Annotated in this window: 18 protein-coding genes; 9 read left to right on the top strand and 9 right to left on the bottom strand. The window is 56.0% G+C overall.

All coding sequences use genetic code 11. From position 1 onward, the window contains the following. Positions 1–5: 5 nt before the first annotated feature. The 6 genes from ALFI_RS11760 (at position 6) to ALFI_RS11735 (ending at position 8,062) form a co-directional block, all read left to right on the top strand. A complete protein-coding gene (locus tag ALFI_RS11760) occupies positions 6–1,604 on the top strand; it encodes a RagB/SusD family nutrient uptake outer membrane protein (protein WP_014775982.1) in 1,599 nt (532 codons plus the stop codon). Between the two features lie 34 nt (positions 1,605–1,638). Next, the gene (locus ALFI_RS11755) at positions 1,639–3,204 is read left to right on the top strand and encodes a DUF4185 domain-containing protein (RefSeq protein ID WP_139022425.1); all 1,566 of its coding nucleotides are present in this window, start codon (positions 1,639–1,641) and stop codon (positions 3,202–3,204) included. Between the two features lie 44 nt (positions 3,205–3,248). Further along, positions 3,249–4,346 carry a DUF4185 domain-containing protein gene (locus tag ALFI_RS17635; RefSeq protein ID WP_167537972.1) on the top strand — a complete coding sequence of 366 codons (1,098 nt, stop codon included), beginning with the start codon at positions 3,249–3,251 and terminating at the stop codon, positions 4,344–4,346. A gap of 17 nt (positions 4,347–4,363) precedes the next feature. Beyond that, entirely contained in the window at positions 4,364–4,753 is a 390-nt protein-coding gene (locus ALFI_RS17630) for a DUF4185 domain-containing protein (protein ID WP_042493653.1), read from the top strand. 70 nt (positions 4,754–4,823) lie between these two features. Next, positions 4,824–5,321 carry a carbohydrate binding domain-containing protein gene (locus ALFI_RS11740; protein WP_009596055.1) on the top strand — a complete coding sequence of 166 codons (498 nt, stop codon included), beginning with the start codon at positions 4,824–4,826 and terminating at the stop codon, positions 5,319–5,321. A gap of 62 nt (positions 5,322–5,383) precedes the next feature. Next, complete coding sequence (locus tag ALFI_RS11735; RefSeq protein WP_244264973.1) at positions 5,384–8,062, top strand: hybrid sensor histidine kinase/response regulator transcription factor; 2,679 nt, start codon at positions 5,384–5,386, stop codon at positions 8,060–8,062. Between the two features lie 421 nt (positions 8,063–8,483). Here the strand turns inward: ALFI_RS11735 and rpsU are convergent, their stop codons facing one another. Together rpsU and ALFI_RS11720 are read right to left on the bottom strand one after the other, a co-directional pair. Then, the gene (rpsU, locus tag ALFI_RS11725; RefSeq protein WP_009596091.1) at positions 8,484–8,675 is read right to left on the bottom strand and encodes a 30S ribosomal protein S21; all 192 of its coding nucleotides are present in this window, start codon (positions 8,673–8,675) and stop codon (positions 8,484–8,486) included. Between the two features lie 99 nt (positions 8,676–8,774). After that, entirely contained in the window at positions 8,775–8,957 is a 183-nt protein-coding gene (locus ALFI_RS11720; RefSeq protein ID WP_244265034.1) for a ComEA family DNA-binding protein, read from the bottom strand. A gap of 294 nt (positions 8,958–9,251) precedes the next feature. Between ALFI_RS11720 and ALFI_RS11715 the strand changes: the two genes are divergently transcribed. Next, complete coding sequence (locus tag ALFI_RS11715) at positions 9,252–10,220, top strand: IS110 family RNA-guided transposase (protein WP_014774638.1); 969 nt, start codon at positions 9,252–9,254, stop codon at positions 10,218–10,220. Positions 10,221–10,262: 42 nt separating this feature from the next. Here the strand turns inward: ALFI_RS11715 and ALFI_RS11710 are convergent, their stop codons facing one another. The 6 genes from ALFI_RS11710 to ALFI_RS11685 form a co-directional block, all read right to left on the bottom strand. Then, a complete protein-coding gene (locus tag ALFI_RS11710; protein WP_014775979.1) occupies positions 10,263–11,069 on the bottom strand; it encodes a ComEA family DNA-binding protein in 807 nt (268 codons plus the stop codon). Positions 11,070–11,110: 41 nt separating this feature from the next. Further along, positions 11,111–12,922, bottom strand: coding sequence for a menaquinone biosynthesis decarboxylase (locus ALFI_RS11705; RefSeq protein WP_014775978.1), 1,812 nt, complete (start codon positions 12,920–12,922; stop codon positions 11,111–11,113). Further along, complete coding sequence (locus ALFI_RS11700; RefSeq protein ID WP_014775977.1) at positions 12,903–13,718, bottom strand: N-acetylmuramic acid 6-phosphate etherase; 816 nt, start codon at positions 13,716–13,718, stop codon at positions 12,903–12,905. The genes ALFI_RS11705 and ALFI_RS11700 overlap by 20 nt, the downstream gene beginning before the upstream one ends. Then, positions 13,681–14,529 carry an ATPase gene (locus ALFI_RS11695; protein ID WP_014775976.1) on the bottom strand — a complete coding sequence of 283 codons (849 nt, stop codon included), beginning with the start codon at positions 14,527–14,529 and terminating at the stop codon, positions 13,681–13,683. The genes ALFI_RS11700 and ALFI_RS11695 overlap by 38 nt, the downstream gene beginning before the upstream one ends. A gap of 268 nt (positions 14,530–14,797) precedes the next feature. Beyond that, on the bottom strand, positions 14,798–15,229 hold the full coding sequence (locus tag ALFI_RS11690; RefSeq protein WP_042493645.1) for a hypothetical protein: 432 nt from the start codon (positions 15,227–15,229) through the stop codon (positions 14,798–14,800). 128 nt (positions 15,230–15,357) lie between these two features. Further along, the gene (locus tag ALFI_RS11685) at positions 15,358–17,514 is read right to left on the bottom strand and encodes a glutamine synthetase III family protein (protein ID WP_014775974.1); all 2,157 of its coding nucleotides are present in this window, start codon (positions 17,512–17,514) and stop codon (positions 15,358–15,360) included. A gap of 605 nt (positions 17,515–18,119) precedes the next feature. Here ALFI_RS11685 and ALFI_RS11680 point away from each other — a divergent pair. Together ALFI_RS11680 and scpA are read left to right on the top strand one after the other, a co-directional pair. After that, complete coding sequence (locus tag ALFI_RS11680; protein WP_009596057.1) at positions 18,120–19,970, top strand: methylmalonyl-CoA mutase family protein; 1,851 nt, start codon at positions 18,120–18,122, stop codon at positions 19,968–19,970. A gap of 2 nt (positions 19,971–19,972) precedes the next feature. Further along, positions 19,973–22,111: a methylmalonyl-CoA mutase gene (gene scpA / locus ALFI_RS11675; RefSeq protein ID WP_009596087.1), complete on the top strand. Its 2,139-nt coding sequence runs from the start codon at positions 19,973–19,975 to the stop codon at positions 22,109–22,111. Between the two features lie 273 nt (positions 22,112–22,384). On the opposite strand, the gene ALFI_RS11670 is transcribed toward scpA, so the two are convergent. Further along, positions 22,385–23,527: an iron-containing alcohol dehydrogenase gene (locus ALFI_RS11670; RefSeq protein WP_014775973.1), complete on the bottom strand. Its 1,143-nt coding sequence runs from the start codon at positions 23,525–23,527 to the stop codon at positions 22,385–22,387. Between the last annotated feature and the right edge of the window lie 75 nt (positions 23,528–23,602).

The following is a 23,602-nucleotide window of genomic DNA, read 5'->3' as shown; positions in this document are numbered from 1 at the left end:
AAACCATGAAACGAAAAACAATACATCTGTTCGGCGCATGCGCACTTCTGCTGGCTTCATGCACGAATCTCGATCCGGATATTTACAGCGATATGACAATCGACAAGATTCTGGAGGACAGTGAACAGAGCTCGGCCTACCTGCTGACACCCATGTACGGGCAGATGCGCTGGTTCAACGAGGACCGCAGCATCTGGGACCTGACCGAGCTCGGAACCGATGCATGGGTCATTCCGACCAATTCGGACGGAGGCTGGTATGACGGCGGTATCTGGCTGCGGCTGGACAATCACGAATGGAAATCGACCGACCCCCATTTCAGTACTTGTTGGAGCCACTTGTGGTATGGCATTACGACCTGCTGCAACCGGGTGCTGCATCAGTTCGAAGAGGCCGGGCTGGAGCTCGACGAGCAAACGCTGGCGGAGGTTCGTGCCGTGCGTGCATTCTATTATTATTACCTGCTGTCTCTTTTCGGGAATGTGCCGATCATGGAGACCTACGACGTGCCGAAAGATTATATGCCGACGACGCGCGACCGGAAAGAGGTGTATGATTTCGTCGTGCGGGAACTGCGCGAGAGCATGGACAAACTGCCCGAAGAACAGCGGTACAGTCGTTTTAACAAGTGGGCAGCCAAGCATCTGCTGGCAAAGGTATATCTGAATGCCGAATCGTGGCTCGGCAGCGAATATGCCGCCAAGCGCGACAGTACGCTCATCCTTTGCAACGAGATAATCGGGTCTGCGAAATACCAGCTCGACGACAGCTTTTCCAATATTTTCAGTCTGCAAAGCGAAACGTCGCCCGAAATCATTTTTGCGGTGCCGTATGATGAAACGACGGGATCGCCGATTTTCCACTGCATCTATGCCAAAACCCAGCACTGGGCCTGCAAACCGATCTACAACGCGGGTTCGGGCGGTTACAATGGACTGCGTGCCGTGCCTTCGTACGTAAAAGAGACGTTCGATGCCACCGATCCCGATCATTACAATGACAAACGTTACAGGCAGAGTTACTGCATGGGGCAACAGTACGACTACCTCACCAAGCAGCCGCTCTATTTTACTGACGGTGTGACACCCTTCAATTATGTCAACGAAATCGCCTCGATCGACGCCGCCCGTGAATTCGACGGCTACCGCTTCGGAAAGTACGAGGTCAAAATCGGCCAGAAATGGGAGACCGATCAGGACTGGGTCGTGTTCCGCTTCGGGGAGACCCTGATGATGAAAGCCGAATGTATGCTTCGTGACGGGGATGCACAGGGAGCCGCTGACATCGTGAACGAGGTGCGCAGACGCAGTTTCGATCCGTCTCTGCCCCGATCCGTGCGTAAGCTGACGGCCGAGCAGTTGTCCGCCTTGACAGTCGTTGACGGCGTATCCGTGCCTTACGGCGAATTCCTGAAAGAGCTCGGACGCGAGTTCACGGGCGAAGGAATGCGGCGCGAGCAGCTGATCCGGTGGAATCTCTATGTAAACGGAAGCTGGACATTCCACACGCCCAAGCAGAAGAAATATCTCGAATTGTATCCGATACCCTCTTCCGAACTGCTTTCCAACATTAACCTTCGTCAAAATGATGGATATTCTTATTAAAACAGACAGGCGGCCCGTATCCGGGATCAGAAGCATGTTGTTCCTGATTGCCGCCATATTTCTGCTGCCGGGTTGCTCGTCGGCATCCGATACGGAGATTCCCGATCCGGAACCGCCGGGACCGGAACCTCTCGAAACAGGGACGCTGCTGCCGGATAACATAACGCTCGTGGCGCGCGTCACCGGACGTTCGGAAAGCGGAGAAACGATTCCCAATCCCAACCGAACGGACGCCCGGTTCAATATCGGCCGTACCGATTACAACAATATGTGGGATGCCGGCAACGGGACGGTCATGTGCGCATTCGGCGATAATTTCGACTACGGAGGCGGCAACTGGAAATCGAACGCCATCGCACTCTCTTCGGATCGTGACTTGACGGACGGGCTTTATTATTCGGGAATGCTGATGGATGGCAATGCCGTAAAGGAGATCGTCGTCTCGCGGGCCAAAACCGGGCAATATCCCGATGGTTCGGAATACGAAGTGACCTGCATTCCTACGGGCGGCATTGCGGTCGGCACCCGTCAGTACCTGAACTACATGAGTATCCATGACTGGACTCCTACGGGTGATAACGATTACTGGTCGGTGAATTACAGCGAAATCGTTTACTCGGATAATTATGGGACAGCATGGACCCGTTCGGGCGTCAAATGGAATGCCGACAGCAACTTCACGCAGGTCGCCTATCTGAAGGAAAACGGGTTGATATATATGTACGGCACACATTCGGGACGTTACGGCAACGTCTATCTGGCGCGTGTCAGCGAAACGAAGCTTCTCGACAAATCGGCCTACGAATACTGGACCGGCGGCGGCTGGGAGCGCAACGAACAGGCGGCGGAGCCAGTCGCACGGGGAACGGCGTCTGAAATGACCGTTGCATACAACAGCCGTTACAAACGGTATATGATGATGTATCTGTCAGTCAATCAGCGGGCCGTCGTTTACCGGGACGCACCCTCTCCCGAAGGAGATTGGTCGGGCGAGAAGATCATCATGTATGAGGATGGCAATGCGCTTTATGCTCCCTATATTCACCCGTGGTTCAACGAAGACGACGAATTGTGGTTTGTCATCTCTCATGCCGTGCCTACATGGAACGTTTTCCTGATGCGTGCCGACCTCAACTGGGATCAGGCGGGGATCAATCTGCTTGCAGAAGGAGGTTTCGAGGAGCACCCGACTCAGGCGTTGAGCTACAAGACGATGTGGCATGTGAATGCGGCGGCCCTCACTTCGCGCGATGCGCACAGCGGCAAGATCGCCTGCCGTTTCTCGAATACGAATTCCGGCCAGTGGCAGGACGTATGCACTCAGACGGTATCCTTGCAGCAGAATGCCGATTACTCGATCGAGTGCTGGGTGAAATCCGAAGAGGTGCTTCCTGAGGGTGCCTATGTCGGAGTCCGATTGACCGACGGAACAATCCATGACATAACGGGCACAGCCCAAGCCGGCGAATGGACACGCTTCGGTTGTGAATTCAATGCCGGTCAGGCTGTAAGTGCCGATGTCTTTTTCGGAGTTTGGGGCGCTCCCGAAATGACGCTCACCGTGGACGATATTTGCCTGAAACCCGTAAAAACAGAATAACCTACAACTAAAAAACAAAAACCATGAAAAACTGTTATTTCGCAATGTTACTTTTGCTGTCCGCCGCATTCGCTGCCGGATGTGCCGACGATAAAGAGGAGGGCGGCAACGACATCAAGCTTAATCCCGATCCGACGCAGCTTTCGAACATCACCCTGATGAAAGCCACGTTCGCGGCGGACGAATTCAATATGATTTCCGAGCCCGGTTTCGAGCTTTTCCCCGATGAAGCAATCGACTACCGTTCACTCTGGTATTTCGAAGGAGCGTACAAGGAGCCTTCGCTGGTGTCGAAACACACGCAGACACACGGCGGTCAGGTCGCTTTGAAGCTTGAAAACCCCAACGACGGCAGCTGGTGCGATGCCTGCTTGCAGTCGATCGCACTCAAAAAGGGCAAGGATTACACCTTCTCCTGCTTCGGACAGGCTTCGTGGGCCGGAATGAACGCCTTTACGGGCGTCCGGCTGGAAGGCGGCCCGATCTATGACGGACAGGCCGGCGATTGGAATCCCGACGTATGGACCGAATTCACCAAGGAGTTCAATTCCGGCGACTATACACAGGGTAATGTCTTTTGCGGAGCATGGGGCTATCCCGGAGTATGGGTCGCATTGGACGATTTCAGACTCGTTCCGACCGGCACCACCCAGACCTCGACCAAATTGGGTACCTGCCTGACGACGGGCACTGTCTCGAATGCCTCGTTTACGGATATTTCGTTTGCGGGTAAAGCCGTCATCTGGGCCGGACCGAACAATACGGTTTCCATGGCGCTGGCCGATGTTTCGGCCGGGGGTAAGCATTACGCAAACGCATTCGCATTGTCGAACGATATGAATCCCGCTGATGGATTCTATATCGCGCAGGTTTCGCCCGGCAACGACGGTATCGTTCCTATTCTCGAACCGTCGGGAGACGGTGAAACCGCCTGTGTTCCGACGGCCGGTGTGACCGTCAACGGCAAACAGTATATCCATTATTATTCGTTCAAGTCGCTCGATCCCGAAGACAGCGACGCATGGACGGCAAACTTTTCCGGGTTGTTGTCATCGGCAGACGGCGGTAAAAAAGCTGGACCCGTGAGATCCGCGGCCGTTGGAGCGGAGCCGGGCATTTTGTGCAGGCGGCATTCTATTTGAGCGACAAGTATCTTTACATGTTCGGTTCGGACGCAGGCCGTTCCACGCCCAAGATATACGTCGCGCGCATCAAAAGCGACGGTGATATTGCAACTGCAGCCAACTGGACCTATTGGGACGGCACCGACTGGGTGGCGGGAGACCCAGAATCAGCGGCGGCGATCACCTATGGCAATGCATCCGAAATGTGTGTAGCCTATAATGCGACTCACAAACGCTATATTATGATTTACCGTTCGGGGACGACGGGCGGTCTGGTCTACCGCGATGCCGGTTCTCCCGAAGGCGACTGGTCGGGTGAAAAACTGCTGGCGCTCGATAATGCTAATCAGGGAGGCTGGTTCTCACCGTCCGTTTATCCCTACTCGTCGGGCGACAATATGTACTTTATCGTTTCGCAACTGTAACTAACTCTGACATCCGGCGGAACCGGCCGTGTTATGCACGGCCGGGTATCCGTTTTTAAGACCTAACTTTATGTACAAGACCATTTTGCCGCTGATAAGTTATATTCTGTTCGCCTGCACTCCGCACGGCCGGGAAAACCTGCTCGCCGACGGCGGATTCGAAGAGTCTGCGAAGATGTGGGACATCGGTAAGTCCGAATTGACATCCGAGGCACATGCGGGAGAGTTTGCCTGCGCCTTGTATGTCGAAACACCCCGTTATATACCCGTCTGGTCCGACATCTGCATACAGAAAATAATAGTGATGCCCGGAAAGGAATACCGGCTTTCCGCATTCGCCCGCATGTCCCTGCCCCCGTTGACGAACGGCGTGTATATCGGTGTACGCCGGCCCGACGGCAGTGTTTTGAAAGACAGGCTGTTCCTGCTGTCCGGCAGAGATTGGACCCGAATGGCGCTGGATTTCGATTCCGGCGAGGAGCAGGAACTCACTGTTTTCTGCGGTGTCTGGACAGACCGGAATTCAACCTATTTCGTCGATGATTTCAGCCTGAATATGATAAAATAATTATAAATTCGCGTATTATGCCGCATTGCACAATCCGTCTGTTTTTACTGCTTGCCATATGTATGATGACGAACGGCTGCCGTCGTGAATCGATCTCGGAGCCCAAGCGTCATTATGTGATCGGATTCTCCCAATGTACCAACGACCTATGGCGTCAGATCATGATGATTCAGATGCAAGCCGAAGCGGCCAAATATCCGGAATTGAGCATTGTGGTCAGCAATGCGCATAACAATACACAGTTACAGATCGATCAGATTCGTGAATTCATTGAGGCGAAGGTCGACCTGCTCATCATCTCGCCGAACGAATCGGAGCCGGTGACACCGATCGCCGTCGAAGCTTTCGACATGGGAATTCCGACAATCATCTGGGATCGTAAAATACATTCGGACCATTACACGACCTGCATCAGTGCGGATAATTACGATATCGGCCGTGATGTGGGACGCTACATCAACACCATATTATCCGAAGGGTCTACGATTCTCGAAATTACCGGATTGATGAGCTCTTCACCCGCTGTGGAACGGCATAAGGGATTCCTTGCCGAAGCGAGTGAAAGCTATTCGGTGCATACCATTCCCGGCGACTGGAAACCCGATGTGGCAAAAGAGCGCGTGGCGGCGATCGGCCACTATAACGATATCGATCTGGTTTTTGCGCACAACGACGATATGGCACTAGCTGCCTACAATGTGATCAATGCAGCCGATTCACTCTGTGCGCAGCGGATAAAATTTATCGGAATAGATGCGCTCGTCGGAGTAGATGCGGTTCTCGACGGCAGACTGCAAGCCTCATTCCTCTATCCCACGGGAGGAGACAAGGTCATGGCGATCGCCAGACGTATCCTTCTTGGTAAACGGGTAGAGAAGAGCTACCAACTGCAATCGGCACTCGTCGATTCTCACAATGCCTACACACTCAAGGCGCAGCAGGAACAGATAGTCAGTTATCAGGAACAGATCAACAAACAGAAAACGGTTCTTGAACAATATGACCGAAGCGTTGACAATCTGAAATATTCATTGTGGGCCGTCATAATTATCGCCCTTGTTGCGGGAGGAATGGGCATTTATGCCATCCGATTGAATCTGCGTCTCCGGCGCCGCAACGAAATCCTGACCGCAAAAAATGCTGAAATCGAAATTGCAACCCGTGAGTTGATGGATAAGCATGCCCAGATAGAGAATGTAACGGCTCACAAATTACAGTTTTTTACAAATATAACCCATGAAATCCGCACTCCGCTGACGCTGATCCTCAATCCGCTCGACAGCATTGTCAAGCGGGAAAAGGACCCCGAAATTCAACGTAATATCTGGACGATTCAGCGTAACGCGCGCCATCTGCTGAATGTCGTGAATCAGATTCTCGATTTCCGGAAGATCGAAAATAATAAAATGATGCTTACGCTGAAACAGGTGGATATCGTGCAGTTTACACAAGAGATACTTAGTTATTTCGAGACTTATGCCGAAACGGAAAAGATCGTCTATAAATTTCGTACGGACACGTCGCATCAGCAGTTGTGGATTGATACCGATAAAATCGAACAGGTGTTGCTCAACCTGCTTTCAAATGCTTTCAAATATTCGCCCAAATACGGTACGATTTTGGTGTCGGTGACAGATAACGGTCCGAGCGTACTGATCGAAGTCGAGGATAACGGGAAGGGTATAGATAAAGAGAGTCTTCCTCGTATTTTCGACCGTTTTTATGCGCTCAAGAACACGTCGAATTACAGTACGGGGATCGGATTGCACCTGACACGGGAATATGTCGAACTGCATCATGGATACATAACGGCGGATAGTCTTCCGGGGGCTTATACCGTTTTCCGGGTCGAACTGTTCAAGGGAAAATCGCATTTCGGAGAAAATGTCATTTTTGACGAAACTCTTCCGACGAATTATCTTGCGGACGAGGTGATCGACGACAATAAGGTCAATGAGTTATTGGCCAAGAAATATAACGAAACAATCGTCATTGCCGAGGATGATTCTGAGATACTCGCCTATCTTAAAGATGAACTTTCAACGAACTTCCGCGTTATTGCCGTCAATAACGGTTACGATGCCGTTAAAGCCGTGATGGATGATGAAGTATCGCTTATCCTGAGCGACGTGCTGATGCCTGCGCTCAACGGATTCCAGTTGTGCAGCAACATAAAATCTAACATAGCGACCTGTCATATTCCGATCGTGCTGCTTACGGCTCTTTCGGATGACAACCAACGGATTTACGGAATTGCAGAAGGTGCTGACGAATATATTCACAAGCCGTTCAATATGCAGTATGTCCGTCTGAAAATTATCCGGATTATCGAAGAACGTAAGCGCCTTGCCAGTACATTCGCCCAAAAATTCGGTCGTCTGACGAGGCACGAAGCCGCCAATCTTCCTTGTGTGGACGATGTGTTCCGGGATAAACTCTTCAATCTGATCGAGGCGCAGCATAGCGACAGCAATTTCAAAATCGAACTGATGAGCGATATGTTAGGAATGTCGAGAATATTGCTTTATCGGAAAATCACAAGTATTTTCGGAATGTCCCCATCGGATTTATTGCGTAATTACCGGTTGCAGAAGGCAGTTCAACTGTTAACAGATCAACGGCGCAATGTAAGCGAAGTCGCCTATATAGTAGGATTCTCTTCACCCGCTTATTTTGCAAAATGCTTCAAAAGCGTATACAATATGACACCGACGGAATATATGTATCGAACGCGAGAATAGATGGTGATTTAAAAACCTCGTTTATCTAACTGTGACTCGTATTATGAAACACTTGAGTTAGAACTCATATCTGGATGCTCAAAATGTCAATTGTTAGATAAAAACACAAAATATGGCATTAATACATTAATAATCAAGCTAATGAGATGAATTTACCAATATAGTTATTGGTAAATCAATTCGGTTTGCACTAGAAGAATTTGGATGAATGGTGACTGTTTGGATTTTTCTGTATGTTTTTGTAGTTCGTCGTAGTTATTTGAAACACTGAAATTCAGTATAATGGGCTGAAAAATAAACCGTTGCCTTCTGTTACCTACTCTCCTATACAAAGATGTAACGACCTGATAAACCAAGTCGTTACATTTTTCAAGCCCACACCTTTCGGGCCGGGGCGTATATGGTGCAGAACACCGGAGGACTAGTCCTCGTCGCGGTACATGTTCTCCACGTAAATGGCGTGCTGCTTCGCCACGCGCTTCGCGATCGAAGGCTTGGTGAAGTACTGGCGGCGGCGCAGCTCCTTCAGGACGCCCGTGCGCTCGTATTTACGTTTGAACTTCTTCAGGGCGCGCTCGATGTTTTCGCCCTCTTTTACCGGCATGATAATCATAATATTCTACTTTTTTATTGTTTTTAATTCTTTCGTTTACTTAAAATCCTCCGGGGCGCATATCTTCCGATACCTTTCCCCCTTGCAATGTCGCTTCGTCTACTCGTCGTCAGGTCCGCTTCGGGCACCGAACCGCAGATAGGGAACCAGCCGTGCTGCCTCCTCGCGGGTCATTATGTCGTCTTCGATCAATTCCTCAGCGGTACTCCAACCTCCTTTCAACTGTCTTCGTTTAAGTAATTTCCGAAGGGTCTGCGGCGGAATGTACGGATGCCGTCCCAACTCTTTCGGGCTTGCAAAGTTAATATCAATTTTCCGAATTTCACAACTATCGCAGTAAATTTGTTTCAAAATTTTCTCATTGTATATTTGTAATTAGTTAATTAAATTTGAATAGTTAAGACATCAGAGTATGGAATAAGTCCGATCTCTCATTGGTTTTCTAAACCGGGAATTATGTTCTGACCCCATACTCTTTACATCAGAATCCGGATAGTTCGTAAGGTGTCTGAGCCCGTATTCGCAATGAAGGACCAAGATGTAAGCGATGTCGTTAAAACCAAAAAATGAACGGCCATGAGGTACATTGGAATCGACGTGAGCAAGGCTACATTCGTGGTAGCTTACTCCTCCGACAAAGGCGGGGAGATCCGTACTTTTAACAACACGACCGCTGGTATCAGACAGTTTATCGGGACTCTCCCCAAAGACGGCAGTATCCACTGTGTTATGGAGGCGACAGGGAATTACAGCGCCTTGCTGCTGTATATGCTCAATGTCGCCGGAATTACTGTCAGCATGGAGAATCCGCTGAAGGTAAAGAACTTCGCCAAAGCCTTGCTCTCTACGGTCAAGACCGATAAGAGCGATGCACGACTCATTACCTTGTACGGAGAGAAGATGAACCCGCGTCCTTTCAAGGTACAGGGAGAGGCCATCCTGCGGCTCCGACAGAAAAGAACCGTCATTCGCCAACTTACTAAGCAGATTACCGCCATGTCGAACCTTCGTGGCTCTCTTGCATGTCTGCCTGTCCCGGACAAAGGTGCAACTCATACCGTAGACGAAACTATCAAGTTCCTTGAAAAGAAGCGTGACAGGCTCCAGGCGGAACTCACGGATCTTGTCGAAGTGGAGTTCAGCCGACAACTCGCGCTGCTGACGACCATCAAAGGGATAGGCATAACGCTTGCCACGGCGCTCATCATCACTACTGGAGGCTTTACCTACTTCCAAAATGCCAAGCAGGTGTCCCGGTATCTCGGAATTTGTCCCACTTACGAACAGTCCGGAACTTCGGTAAACATCAAAGGGCATATCAACCGAAACGGAGACGCATACACTAGAGGACTTCTCTATATCGCCGCTTGGCCTGCCAGTAGGTTCAATGCCCAATGCAAAGAGACCTATACGAGGCTCAGGCAAAACGGAAAATCGGGAAAACTCGCTATGATCGCTGTCGCAAACAAGCTCATCAGGCAGGCTTTTGCTGTTGTCGCGCACGATAAAGAGTATATCGACGGATTCGTCTCCAACAGACCTTAGTAGGAACCATTCTCCGATATTATTACTCTTTTTCCGCATTTTTTAATATAGTTCGTAATTGCGTTCCGTGACTCCCGGAACCTCTGCGAGTTGCTCCGCGCGGAGGAATCCGCCGAGCCGGTCGCGGTAGCCGATAATCGAGACGACGGTCTTCTCGCCGATGCCCGCCACGCTCCTCAGCGCGGCCGAATCGGCCGTGTTGATCTCGACGGGAACGTCGATCGGTTCCGCTTTGCGTTCGGGGAAGATGACGTAAGGTTCGAGCGCCGATGCGACCGAATCGCTCACCACATAGCACGCCCGCAGCTCCTCCATGTCGTAAATGCCGCTCAGGTCGCGCCACCGGACAAAGGCTTCGGCTTGCCGTTTCGACAATGCGCCGATGGCCCGCAGGTAACGCGCGCTCACCGTGTCGATGCGGAACGGCGCGGGCGGCATCGGCTCGGAGACGACGCGCCCCGTGCGGTACTCCTGCGGAGCGATGGCATACTTGCGCCCGATGCGTATGTAGGGCTCCAGCCGGTAAAAGAGCGAATCGCTGATGCCGTAACAGAGCGTCACATCTTCGGGAATACGGAAAATCTTGCCTGCGGCGCGGTATTTCAGCAGGCTCACGGCTTCGTGTTTCGTAAGCCCCAGCCGCCGCAGGCCGTCGTAATCTACGGTGTTCGGATCGAAGGGCTGCATGATGACCGTATCGGCCCGCTCCTCCATTTCGGCTTCGACCCGCAGGGCCGCCGCGGGATCGGCCTTCGGACGCACGAGGACGATGCCGAGGACCAGCAACCCGGCCAGCGGCAGAAAAACCGCCACGGCCCGAATCTCACGTTCTGTAAAAAACTTTCCCATATGCAGAGACTATTTACATACCGTCCGGCAAATGCCGGAACCTACCACTGCGCACCGCCGGAGAGCAGCAGGCGGCGGTAACGCCGCGAGGGCGACTCCACAAAAGCACCCAGCCCGTACTCCGTCCAGCGGCGATCGACCAGCCCGACGGTCGCTTCCGACGCCGTCACGACGTTGGGAAACCGCGCCGGATTGCCGCCCTCGCCGGGCCGTTTGCTTCGCGCGTCGATCACGAGCGTCGCCCCCTCCGTCCGCACGTCGCGCCGCGGATCGGTATTGGCCGCCGCGAGCCACAACAGCTCTTCGGGCATCAGCTCCGCCGCCGCGGGGTCGAACAGCACGAAATATCGCACCCCCTCAGGGGTTCGAACCCCGGCCCCCGGTTCCGCGAAGGCAAGCGCCGCGCCCCACTTTTCGAGCAGATCGGTGCGGCAGCCCTCCGGCAGAGAGAGTTGCGGTACGGATTCCGACTGAGACGCGGGGTTCAGCGCAGCTCCGGCTGTGGTAGCGTCTATTGCAATTTTACCGCCGAAGCCGGGCGTCGCCGTAGCATGGTCCAGCACATCGAGGATTCCCTCGCTGCGAACGAGGTCGCGCACGGGGTCGATCCGCCGCAACAGCCGCGCCAGCGCATCGGAATCGCGCACGTCGGTACCCGACGGCACGACGAGCAGGTATTTGTTGAACATCATCTGTCCCGCGCCCCACAACGACTGGGCGACTTTCACGGCCTGCCCCTCGTAACGGCGGTCGATCGAAACGACGGCGACGTTGTGGGCCGTACCGGCTTCGGGCATCGTCAGGTCGCGGACTTCGGGCTGCAGGGCCATACGGATCGGGGAGAGAAAGATCCGCTCCGTCGCGCGGGCGATCCATGCGTCCTCCTGCGGCGGAATGCCGACGACCGTAGCCGGATAAACCGCATCGCGTCGGCGGGTCAGGGCCGTGACATGGAAAAGCGGATAGCGGTCTTCGAGCGAATAGAAGCCCGTATGGTCCCCGAAAGGCCCCTCGACCGCCTTCTCTTCGGCCGGATCGACATAGCCCTCGATCACGAAGTCGCAGTCGGCCGGAACATAGATATCGTTGGTAACGCACTTCACGAGTTTCACCGGACGGCGGCGCAGGAACCCGGCCAGCAGGTATTCGTCCATGTTGTCGGGCATCGGAGCCGTCGCGGCGTAGGTATAGGCGGGATCGCCGCCCAGCGCGACCGAGACGGGCATCCGGCGGCCCAGACGCTTGTAAGCGTCGTAATGGCGCGCTCCGGTCTTGTGGACATGCCAGTGCATGCCCGTCGTACGGTCGTCGAAGACCTGCATGCGGTACATGCCGACGTTGCGCACGCCCGTTTCGGGATCGACCGTATTGACCATCGGCAGGGTCACGAAGCGGCCACCGTCCGCAGGCCAGCATTTGAGGACCGGAAGCGCGGAGAGCGCCGCCTCGGCGCCGGTCAGCACGACCTGCTGGCACGCGCCCCGGCCCGACACGGTCCGGGGAAACCAGCGCACCATCTCGGCCAGCATCGGCAGGGCGCGCAGTTTGTCTGAGAGCGAATTGCGCGGCGCGGCTGCCTGCTTCAGCAGGACGTCGATACGCTCCGAAAGTTCATCGAGCGTTCCGACGCCGAGCGCCAGCGCCATGCGGCGTTCGGAGCCGAACAGATTCGTCAGCACGGGAAACGCCGTGCCGGTATTTTCGAACAGCAGCGCCTTGCCGCCGCCCGGCGTCTTGGAGATGCGGTCGGTAATCTCGGCGATCTCCTCCACGGGCGATACGGGCGCCCCGATCCGGACCAGTTCACCCTCGCGCTCCAGCCGCGCGATATATTCATTCAGACTCCGGTACATGCTCCAATGCCTTTTTTACCGATCCGTAACGCAGCAGCAGTTCGCGTGCCCGCGTCTCGTCCAGCCCCGAAGCTTCGGCCACCATGCGCGTGCCGCGGGCCACGAGTTTGTCGTTCGTGAGCTGCATATTGACCATGCGGTTGCCCTCGACGCGGCCCAGCCGGATCATCACGGCGGTCGAGAGCATGTTGAGCATCAGCTTCTGGGCCGTGCCCGCCTTCATGCGGGTCGAGCCGGTCACGAATTCGGGACCGACGACCGCTTCGAGCGCATACTCCGCTTCGGCCGCCACGGGCGAGGCGGGATTGCAGGTTATGGAGCCGGTAAGCAGTCCGTGTCTCCGCGCCGTGCGCAGGCCGCCAATCACATAAGGCGTCGTTCCCGATGCAGCGATGCCGATCAGCACATCCTTCCCGGTCGGAGCGTAAGGCGCCATATCGCGCCACGCACCTTCCATGTCGTCCTCGGCATGCTCCACGGCCCGCCGCAAAGCCCCGTCACCCCCGGCGATCAGGCCGATCACACGGTCGAACGGCACGCCGTAGGTCGGGGGCAGTTCCGAAGCGTCGGTGACGGCCAGCCGGCCGCTCGTGCCCGCACCGATATAAAACATGCGCCCGCCGCACTCCATGCGCTCGACGATGCGTTCGACCAAACGTTCCATCACCGGAATCGTCGTACGCACGGCTTCATGCACGCGCGCGTCTTCGCGGTTGATACCCGTCAGGATGTCGTGCACCGACATCCGCTGTAAATCGTCATAGGCCGAAGCCTGTTCGGTTATTCTGTTTTCCATAATGATATTCTGTCAATCCGGCCGCCGGAGAGCGGACGATCGTCACCACCTCGCGGCCGCAGCGCGTCAGCGTTTCGCGCAGCAAATCCCCGAAAGCGGCCGCAACGCCGCCCACACACGCCACGGGCAGATGGACGGGATAACCGCTCAGGTTGCGCTCGGCGAAATCGGCGAAGCTCCTCTCGACCATGTCCCTGATATCGGGGCGGTCCAGATGCGCATGGACAAACGGCGCGAACGATGCCAGAAAACGGTTGGCGTAAGGTTCCCGGTAAACCCGGCGGATGATCTCCTCGTAAGTCAGTCCGTGCGCCGCGAGAAACTCGCCGCGCAGGGAAATATGCCCTTTGAAGATGCCGTTCACGAGGTTGCGCCCTAACGTCGCGCCGCTGCCCTCGTCGCCGAGAACGTAGCCCAGCGGCGGTACGTTTTCCACGATTTCGCCGCCGCGGCACCAGCACGAATTGGAACCCGTGCCGAGGATGCAGGCCACGCCTTCGCCCCGGCCGAACAAAGCCCGCGCCGCGCCCAGCAAGTCCGATTCGGCTTCGACATGCTCCGCACCGAAACGGTCCGCCAACGCCCGGACCATCTTCGCCGTCGCGTCGGGAAACGTATGTCCGCACCCTGCACCGTAAAAATAGACGGCTTCGGCCGCGCCGCAGGGCGGAAGTTCCGCAAGGGCCTCGCGTATCTGCTCCGGCGAGTGCTGCACGGCGTTGATTCCCCGCGTGCGCACCTCGCGGGTATGCACGCCGTCGGTGAGCAGCCAAGTGCATTTGGTCGATCCGCTGTCGGCAATGATTTTCATGAAAACAAAAGTAAAAAATAAATGCAAAAAAAACGGTTATCCGCGTTATGAAATCACGATTCCGCAGCGGACGCGGTATCAGCGCGACACCGGACACGGTCCGGAGCGCGGTATCGGGCAGGAGATCAAGCGCGACGGCGGCACGGTATCCGGCACAATATCAGGCGCGGGGCCGGATTCCGCCACCGGGCACCGCAGCGGACGCGTCACCGGCCAGAGCTGCGTCCGGCAGAACCGTTTTCCGCCCCGGCGACCGCATGCCGGTCCGTCATTCGACCCGGACATTCAGCACGCACTCGTACGCGCCCCGCAGGATCGACGCGCGGACTTCCACCCCGAATTTCCGATCCGGCCAGAATTCGGACATTACGTAAAGCACGCTTTGCCGCGAACATTCGCACAACATCGGCGTATTCACGCACCCCGCACGGTGCAGGGCACAGGAACAAGCCTCGAAACAGAGGTTGTACTCCCGTCCCGCACACACGCTTTCGCCACGAACGCCCTCCAGTTCGTCTATTTTCACAAAAAACCGGTCCAAATCCCCCTCCGCCGCCTCGAACAGACTGCGGTAGAGTCCGAACGGTCCTCCATGCACGCAGTTTACGGCGCACGCACGGAACAGCACCTCCCGCTGCTGCGGTTGCAAATCGGCAATCCCCTGCTCGAATCCGCGAAACCAACTCTTCAAATACTCCATACTTATTATAATCAATCCGGCGGCCGCACACTATTCGCAACCTCCGGGGAAGCAAAGATAAAGAAATAATCCGGGCGGCAAGCCCGGATTATCGCACAATACGTCAATACTATTTACTATGGAGCGCATCAGCGCAGGAAAAGCAGCTCGCGGTACTTGGGCAGCGGCCACATCTGGTCGTCCACGATCTCCTCCAGCTTGTCGATATGGCGGCGGATCTCGTCGAAGAAAACCGACACCGTATCGTGGTAGGCGATCGCCTTTTCGCGCATCTGCTCGATCTTGTTGGCCTTCTTGCGCGCGTCGATCATTTCGCCCGTAAGACGCTGAATCTCCGCCGTATGATACTGAATCTTCTTGATCAGCGCAATGTCGGCCGAAGCGTTCAGTCCCGGAATCTGCGACATCTTGTAGACCTTGTCCAGCAGCAGGGCTTCGTATTTCGACGCGATAGGCACGATATGGTTCATCGCCAGATCGCCCAGCACGCGGCCTTCGATCTGAATCTTCTTGGTGTAGGTCTCCCACTTCACCTCGGTGCGGGCCTCCAGCTCGACATCGGTGAAAACGCCCATCGAACCGAACATTTCGAGGGTCGCCTTGTCGAGGTAACGCTCGAAAATCAGCGGCGTCGAGGTCTCGCAGTCCAGACCGCGCTTCTTCGCCTCGGCCTTCCACTCGTCGGAATAGCCGTTGCCGTCGAAACGCACCGCCTTGCAGGCCTTGATCATCTGTTTCAGCACCTCGTAAATGGCCTTCTCCTTCTTCATGCCGGCTTCGATCTTGGCGTCCACCTTTTTGCGGAACTCCGTCAGCTCGTAGGCCATCGCCGTGTTGAGCACGATCATCGCTTCGGCGCAGTTGTCCGACGAACCCACGGCGCGGAACTCGAAGCGGTTGCCCGTAAAGGCGAACGGCGAAGTGCGGTTGCGGTCGGTGTTGTCGAGCAGCAGCGTCGGGATGTGCGAGATGCCGCTCATCTTGAAGACGTTCTTGGCGTCGAAACGGATCGCGTCGTCGCCCTTGCTGGCGGCCAGTTTGTCGAGTACGGCCGAAACCTGCGTGCCGAGGAAGGTCGAGATGATGGCCGGAGGCGCTTCGTTGGCGCCCAGACGGTGGGCGTTCGTGGCGCTCATGATCGACGCCTTCAGCAGGCCGTTGAACTTGTAGACCGCGGAGATGGCATTCACGAGGAAGGTGATGAACTGCAGGTTCTCCGAAGCGGTCTTGCCCGGTCCGAACAGGTTCACGCCCGTGTCGGTGCCCAGCGACCAGTTGTTGTGCTTGCCCGAACCGTTGATACCCTTGAAGGGTTTTTCGTGCAGCAGGACGCGGAACCGGTGACGGCGGGCGATCTTGTCCATCACGGTCATCAGCAACTGGTTATGGTCGTTGGCGAGGTTAGCCTCCTCGTAGACCGGAGCCAGCTCGAACTGATTGGGCGCCACCTCGTTATGACGGGTTTTGACCGGAATACCCAGTTTCAGGCATTCGTATTCGAGGTCTTTCATGAATGCCATCACGCGGGTCGGGATCGCACCGAAATAGTGGTCCTCCAGCTGCTGGTTCTTGGCCGACTCGTGGCCCATGAGCGTACGGCCCGTGAGCATCAGGTCGGGACGCACGGCCCACAGGCTTTCGTCCACAAGGAAATACTCCTGCTCCCAGCCCAGATACGACACGACCCGCTGCACGTTCTTATCGAAGTAGCGGCACACCTCCGTCGCAGCCTTGTTCACGGCCGTGATCGAACGCAGCAGAGGCACCTTGTAATCGAGCGCCTCGCCCGTATAGGCGATGAAGACGGTCGGAATGCAGAGCGTCGTATCGACGATGAACGCCGGCGACGTCGGGTCCCACGCCGAATAGCCGCGGGCCTCGAACGTATTGCGGATGCCGCCGTTGGGGAACGACGACGCGTCCGGCTCCTGCTGTACGAGCAGCTTGCCGGAAAACTCCTCCAGCACCGAACCGCAGCCGTCGGGATCGGCGAAGGCGTCGTGCTTCTCGGCCGTACCGCCCGTCAAGGGCTGGAACCAGTGCGTGTAGTGGTCCGCGCCGTGCTCCAGCGCCCACTGCCGCATGCCCGCCGCGATGCTGTCGGCGACCTCGCGCGTCAGGCGCGTGCCGTTTTCCATCGTATCGACCAACGCTTCGTAAGTCGCCTTGTTCAGGTACTTGCGCATGGCGGCGCGCCCGAACACCTTCTTGCCGAAATAGTCCGACGGACGTCCTTCGGGGGCATTAACCTCGACGGCGGTGTGGTTTATAGCCGCATCGACCATCTTGAATCTGAGTAATGATGACATAATCAACTGAATTGGATTAGTGTTCCGAAAAACATACGGGCAGGGGAGAAACCGAAATAATTGCTAAACTAAAACCTAACCTGAAATTCAACGGACAACTGCCTCGCGGCAGGCTCTCTCCGACCTAACTAACCGGAGGCTTCTCCCCCGCCGCCGTATGTATTGTTATCTGGTTGCAAATGTAATTATTTTTCCGTTACGTTGTTTTTACAAAAACGGCTATTTTTCGAAAAACACCGATTTTTTTTCAACATTTTCCGAAAAACAAGGCCATTTTTCAGCAATCAGCCCGAATTTTCACGCCATTTTCCGGAAAAATACCTCATTTTTTCACCGAAATCCCAAAAATCGCAATTTTTGGTTTCTCCGCAAAACAGAAGCAATAAAGAACATATTTCAACTATTTCACCTCCGACGGAATCGACCGTTCAGCCCGCTGGCGAAAGTAAACGAAATGCACCACATTATAAAAAGAAATTATACAGTGTTATTTTATTAACAATTTCTTGTTTCAATCATTAATAATTTTGTACCTTTACAAGCAATTTTGAAACAACACTTATACTAATCTCTAAATAGTTATGGCAAATACCAAACGTGAAAAGCTGTTCACCGAATTCCCGCCGGTCCCGACCGAGAAGTGGGAGGAAGTGATTACGGCCGACCTGAAAGGTGCTGATTACGAGCGCAAACTGGTATGGAAAACGGGCGAAGGATTCAACGTCCGTCCCTACTACCGCGCCGAGAACCTCGAAGGCATCAAGTTTCTGGGCTCGCAGGCAGGCGAGTTCCCTTACGTACGGGGTACACGCGCACACAACCGCTGGCGCGTACATCAGACCGTAAGCGTCGTATGCCCCAAGGAGGCAAACGCCGAGGCGCTGAAGATCCTCAACGCAGGCGTCGATTCGCTCGGCTTCTGCATCGCGTCGGAGGCTTTCACCGCCGCCGACCTCGACACGCTGCTTGGCGAGATCTGCATTCCGGCCGTCCAGCTGACCTTCTGCGGTCAGAAAACGGCTGACGTAGCCGAACTCGTACTGGCGAAGATCGAAAAAGAGGGCATCGCCAAAGAGGATGTCCGCATCGCGTTCTGCATCGACCCGCTGGTCAAGGGCCTCTCGACCAAAGGCGACTTCTGCTCGCCCAACGGCGAGAAGTGCTTCGCCCGCATCGCAGAGCTGATCCGCAAGACCAAAGAGTACAAGCACATCCGCGTGGTGACCGTATCGGGTCAGATCTTCGGCAACTCCGGTTCGACCATCGTCGAGGAGCTGGCCTTCGTCCTTTCGGCAGGCCATGACTACCTCGTACGCCTGATGGACGCAGGACTGACGATCGAGGAAGCCGCACGCAAGCTGCGCTTCTCGTTCTCGGTAAGCTCCAACTACTTCATGGAGATCGCAAAATTCCGTGCGGCGCGCATGCTGTGGGCCAACATCGTCAAGGGCTACAATCCCGAAAAGAACTGCGCCTGCAAGATGCAGATCCACGCCGAGACGTCGAAGTGGAACCAGACCGTATACGACCCCTATGTAAACATGCTGCGCGGCACGACCGAAGCCATGTCGGCCGCAATCGGCGGCGTATATTCGCTGGAGGTTACGCCCTTCGACGCATCGTTCGAAAACCCGACCGAGTTCTCGAAGCGCATCGCCCGCAACGTCGAACTGCTGCTCAAGCACGAGTCGCACTTCGATCAGGTGGTAGACCCGGCCGGCGGTTCGTACTACATCGAGAACCTCACGCAGTCGATCGCCGCCGAGGCGTGGAAGCTCTTCCTCGAAATCGAGGAGAAGGGCGGCTACACCGAAGCCTACAAGGCAGGCTTCATCGCCGAGCGCATCAAAGCGTCGGCTGCAGCCAAGGACAAGAACATCGCAACGCGCCGCCAGATACTGCTCGGCGCCAACCAGTATCCCAACTTTACGGAGGTCGCCGGCAAGGAGATCACCGCCGAGTCCGTTACGCGCAAGCAGGCCGAGGGCAACGTGCTCGTTCCCTACCGCGGCGCCATGGCGTTCGAGGAGATGCGCCTGCATGTCGATCGCAGCGGCAAGGAGCCGAAGGCATTCATGCTGACGTGCGGCAATCTGGGCATGGCCCGCGCCCGCTCGCAGTTCTCGTGCAACTTCTTCGCATGCGCCGGCATCAAGGTGATCGACAACACCTACTTCAAGTCGATCGAGGAGGGCGTGAAAGCCGCGCTGGAGTCGAAAGCCCAGATCGTCGTGGTCTGCGCCAGCGACGACGACTATGCCGAGGCCGCTCCCAAAATCAAGGAGCTGCTCTGCGGCAAGGCGATCCTCGTGGTTGCCGGAGCGCCCGCCTGCGCACCCGAACTCGAAGCGCAGGGCATCACCAACTTCATCAACGTGAAGTCGAACGTCTTGGAAACACTTAAATTCTACCTTAAAGAGATGGGAATCTAATCATGAGAGCTAAATTTTCAGAACTGACATATGACGCAGGCCAGCAGAAGAGCTGCTGCGCCTCGAAAGGCTGCGGACAGGTCGAGCCGTGGCTGACGGCCGAACGCATTCCCGTCAAGGGCGCCTATACGGCCGAAGACCTCGAAGGCATGGAGCACCTGAACTACGCGGCAGGTATCGCCCCCTTCCTGCGCGGTCCCTACTCGACGATGTACGTGATGCGTCCGTGGACCATCCGCCAGTATGCGGGTTTCTCGACCGCCGAGGAGTCCAACGCATTCTACCGCCGCAACCTCGCCGCAGGCCAGAAGGGTCTGTCGGTGGCGTTCGACTTGGCGACGCACCGCGGTTACGACGCCGATCACCCGCGCGTGGTGGGCGACGTGGGCAAGGCCGGCGTGTCGATCTGCTCGGTCGAGGACATGAAGGTGCTTTTCAACGGCATTCCGCTCGACAAGATGTCGGTGTCTATGACCATGAACGGCGCCGTGCTGCCCGTGCTGGCCTTCTACATCGTAGCCGGACTGGAGCAGGGCTGCACACTCGACCAGCTGGCCGGTACGATCCAGAACGACATCCTCAAGGAGTTCATGGTGCGCAACACCTATATTTATCCCCCTGAGTTCTCGATGCGCATCATCGCCGACATCTTCGAGTACACCTCGAAGAACATGCCCAAGTTCAACTCGATCTCGATTTCGGGTTATCACATGCAGGAGGCGGGCGCAACGGCCGACATCGAGCTGGCCTACACGCTGGCCGACGGTCTGGAGTACCTGCGCGCAGGTATCAACGCCGGCATGTCGGTGGACGCCTTCGCACCGCGCCTGTCGTTCTTCTGGGCCATCGGCATGAACCACTTCATGGAGATCGCCAAGATGCGCGCCGCGCGTATGCTGTGGGCCAAGATCGTGAAGCAGTTCGATCCCAAGAACCCCAAATCGTTGGCCCTGCGCACCCACTCGCAGACTTCGGGCTGGTCGCTCACCGAGCAGGACCCGTTCAACAACGTGGCCCGTACGGCCATCGAAGCCATGGGCGCCGCACTGGGACACACCCAGTCGCTGCACACCAACGCCCTCGACGAGGCGATCGCCCTGCCGACCGACTTCTCGGCGCGTATTGCGCGTAACACGCAGATTTACATTCAGGAGGAGACCAACGTCTGCCGCGAGGTTGACCCGTGGGCAGGTTCGTACTACGTCGAATCGCTGACGCAGGAGATCGCCGACAAGGCTTGGGAGCGTATTCAGGAGGTCGAGAAGCTGGGCGGCATGGCCAAGGCTATCGAGACCGGCATTCCGAAGATGCGTATCGAGGAGGCAGCGGCCCGCAAGCAGGCCCGCATCGACTCCGGCACCGAGAAGATCATCGGCGTGAACGAATACCGTCTGGAAAAAGAGGCTCCGATCGACATCCTCGCAGTGGACAACACCGCCGTACGCGAGAGCCAGATCAAGCGTCTGAAGGAGTTGCGCGCCAACCGCGACGAAGCCGCCGTGAAGAAGGCGCTGGCCGCGATCACCGAGTGCGTGAAGACCAAGCAGGGCAACCTGCTGGAGCTGGCCGTCGAGGCCGCCAAGGTCCGCGCTTCGCTGGGCGAGATCTCCGATGCCTGCGAAGTCGTCGTAGGCCGCTACAAAGCAGTTATCCGTTCCATCTCAGGTGTATACAGTTCAGAAGTGAAAAACGACAAACAGTTCGAGCGCGCCAAGGAGTTGTGCGCCGAGTTCGCCAAGAAAGAGGGCCGTCAGCCGCGCGTCATGATCGCCAAGCTCGGTCAGGACGGCCACGACCGCGGTGCCAAGGTAGTTGCCACGGGTTACGCCGACATCGGCTTCGACGTCGATATGGGCCCGCTGTTCCAGACTCCCGAAGAGGCCGCCAAGCAGGCCGTCGAGAACGACGTGCATGTAGTGGGCGTCTCGTCGCTGGCCGCAGGCCACCTGACCCTCGTGCCGCAGATCATCGCAGAGCTGAAGAAGCTCGGCCGCGAAGACATCATCGTCATCGTCGGCGGCGTGATCCCCGCACAGGACTACGACCAGCTGTATAAGGACGGCGCCGCCGCCATCTTCGGCCCCGGTACGCCGATCGCCACCGCAGCTATCAAGATACTCGAAATTCTGCTCGCCGACTAAAGCGACTGAAAGCAATAGCGATACCCTCCGGTTTCCCGGAGGGTATTTTTTATCCGTTCGGGGAAAAGAGCGGAAAGGCGGACTATGACGAAATTCCCTGCTTTCGCAAAAACCGACCGATTTACACGAAGCGCACCTCCGACAACAAAAGGAGCTGTCTAACAAGTCCGATTTTTAGAATTTCACCCCCGTCAGATAAAACTCTGGCAGGGGTGATTTCCAATTTCGGGGACTTGTCAGACAGCCCCTCTGCTTAAATCCGGTGCGAACGGCCTACATGCACGCTTCGAGTATCCGGCGCGCCGCGGCGCCGTCTACGTTCTGCGCTTCGCCGTACTTGACGCCGGAGGCATTGAAGCGGCGTTCGATCTCCGCAATCGTCGTTTCGCCGATCCCCTCCTCCGAAAGCCGGGTCGAAAGCCCCAGCGAACGGAAGAATTTTTTGGTGGCTTCGAGCGTACGGTCGATGCGCTCCTCTTCCGAACCGTCGGCAATGCCCCAGATCCGTTCGCCGTATTGGAGCAGTTTTCCGCGCTTCTGCTCCCGGAGCACGCGCAGGGTGCCATTGATGACAATCGCCAGCGTCGCACCGTGTGTCAGTCCGTGCAGGGCCGTCAGCTCGTGACCGATCATATGCGTCGCCCAGTCCTGCGTCACGCCCATGCGGATCATGTCGTTCAGCGCCAGCGTCGCCCCCAGCATATACTCCGACATCACGGCATAATCATGCTGGTTCTCCCAGATTTTCGGAGCGATTTCGATCACCGTATGCAGGATGCCCTCGGCCCAGCGGTCCATCAGGCGCGACTGGCCGGGCGTGGTCATATACTGTTCCAGCACATGCACGAAGGTATCGGAGAGCCCGCAGGCGATCTGCCGCTGCGGCAGCGAGTAGAGGGTTTCGGGATCGAGAATCGAGAAGACCGGATAATCGCCGTAAAAGGCGTACTTCTCCTTGGTTTCCTGACGCGAAATGACCGAACCCGAATTCATCTCCGAACCCGTGGCCGACATCGTGAGGACGGTGCCCAGCGGAACGGTTTTATCCGCCTGCCCCTTGAGCACGATATCCCACGGATCGCCGTCGTAGAGCAGGCCCGCAGCGATGAGTTTCGTACCGTCGATGACCGATCCGCCGCCCACGGCCAGCAGGAAGTCGGAACCGTTCTCACGGCCCAAAGCCACGGCCTCGCGGACCGTCTCGACGGAGGGATTGGGTTCGATGCCCCAGAATTCGACCCAGTCGCGCCCTTCGAGCGCCTTCACGACCTGATCGTAAACCCCGTTGCGGCGCACGCTGCCGCCGCCGAAGGTAATCATGATCTTCTTGTCGGCAGGGATCAACTTGCCGAGTCTGGCGATCTGTCCTTTGCCGAAAACCAGTTTCGTAGGATTGTGATAAATGAAATTATTCATAACGGTATGCGATAAGTTTTAATACGGCTCCTAAATATACGCAAAAATAACAAAAAGAACGCCGGAATACTCCGG

It is taken from the genome of Alistipes finegoldii DSM 17242, from assembly GCF_000265365.1.
Taxonomy (GTDB): domain Bacteria; phylum Bacteroidota; class Bacteroidia; order Bacteroidales; family Rikenellaceae; genus Alistipes; species Alistipes finegoldii.
This window is presented reverse-complemented; position numbering and strand designations above follow the sequence as displayed.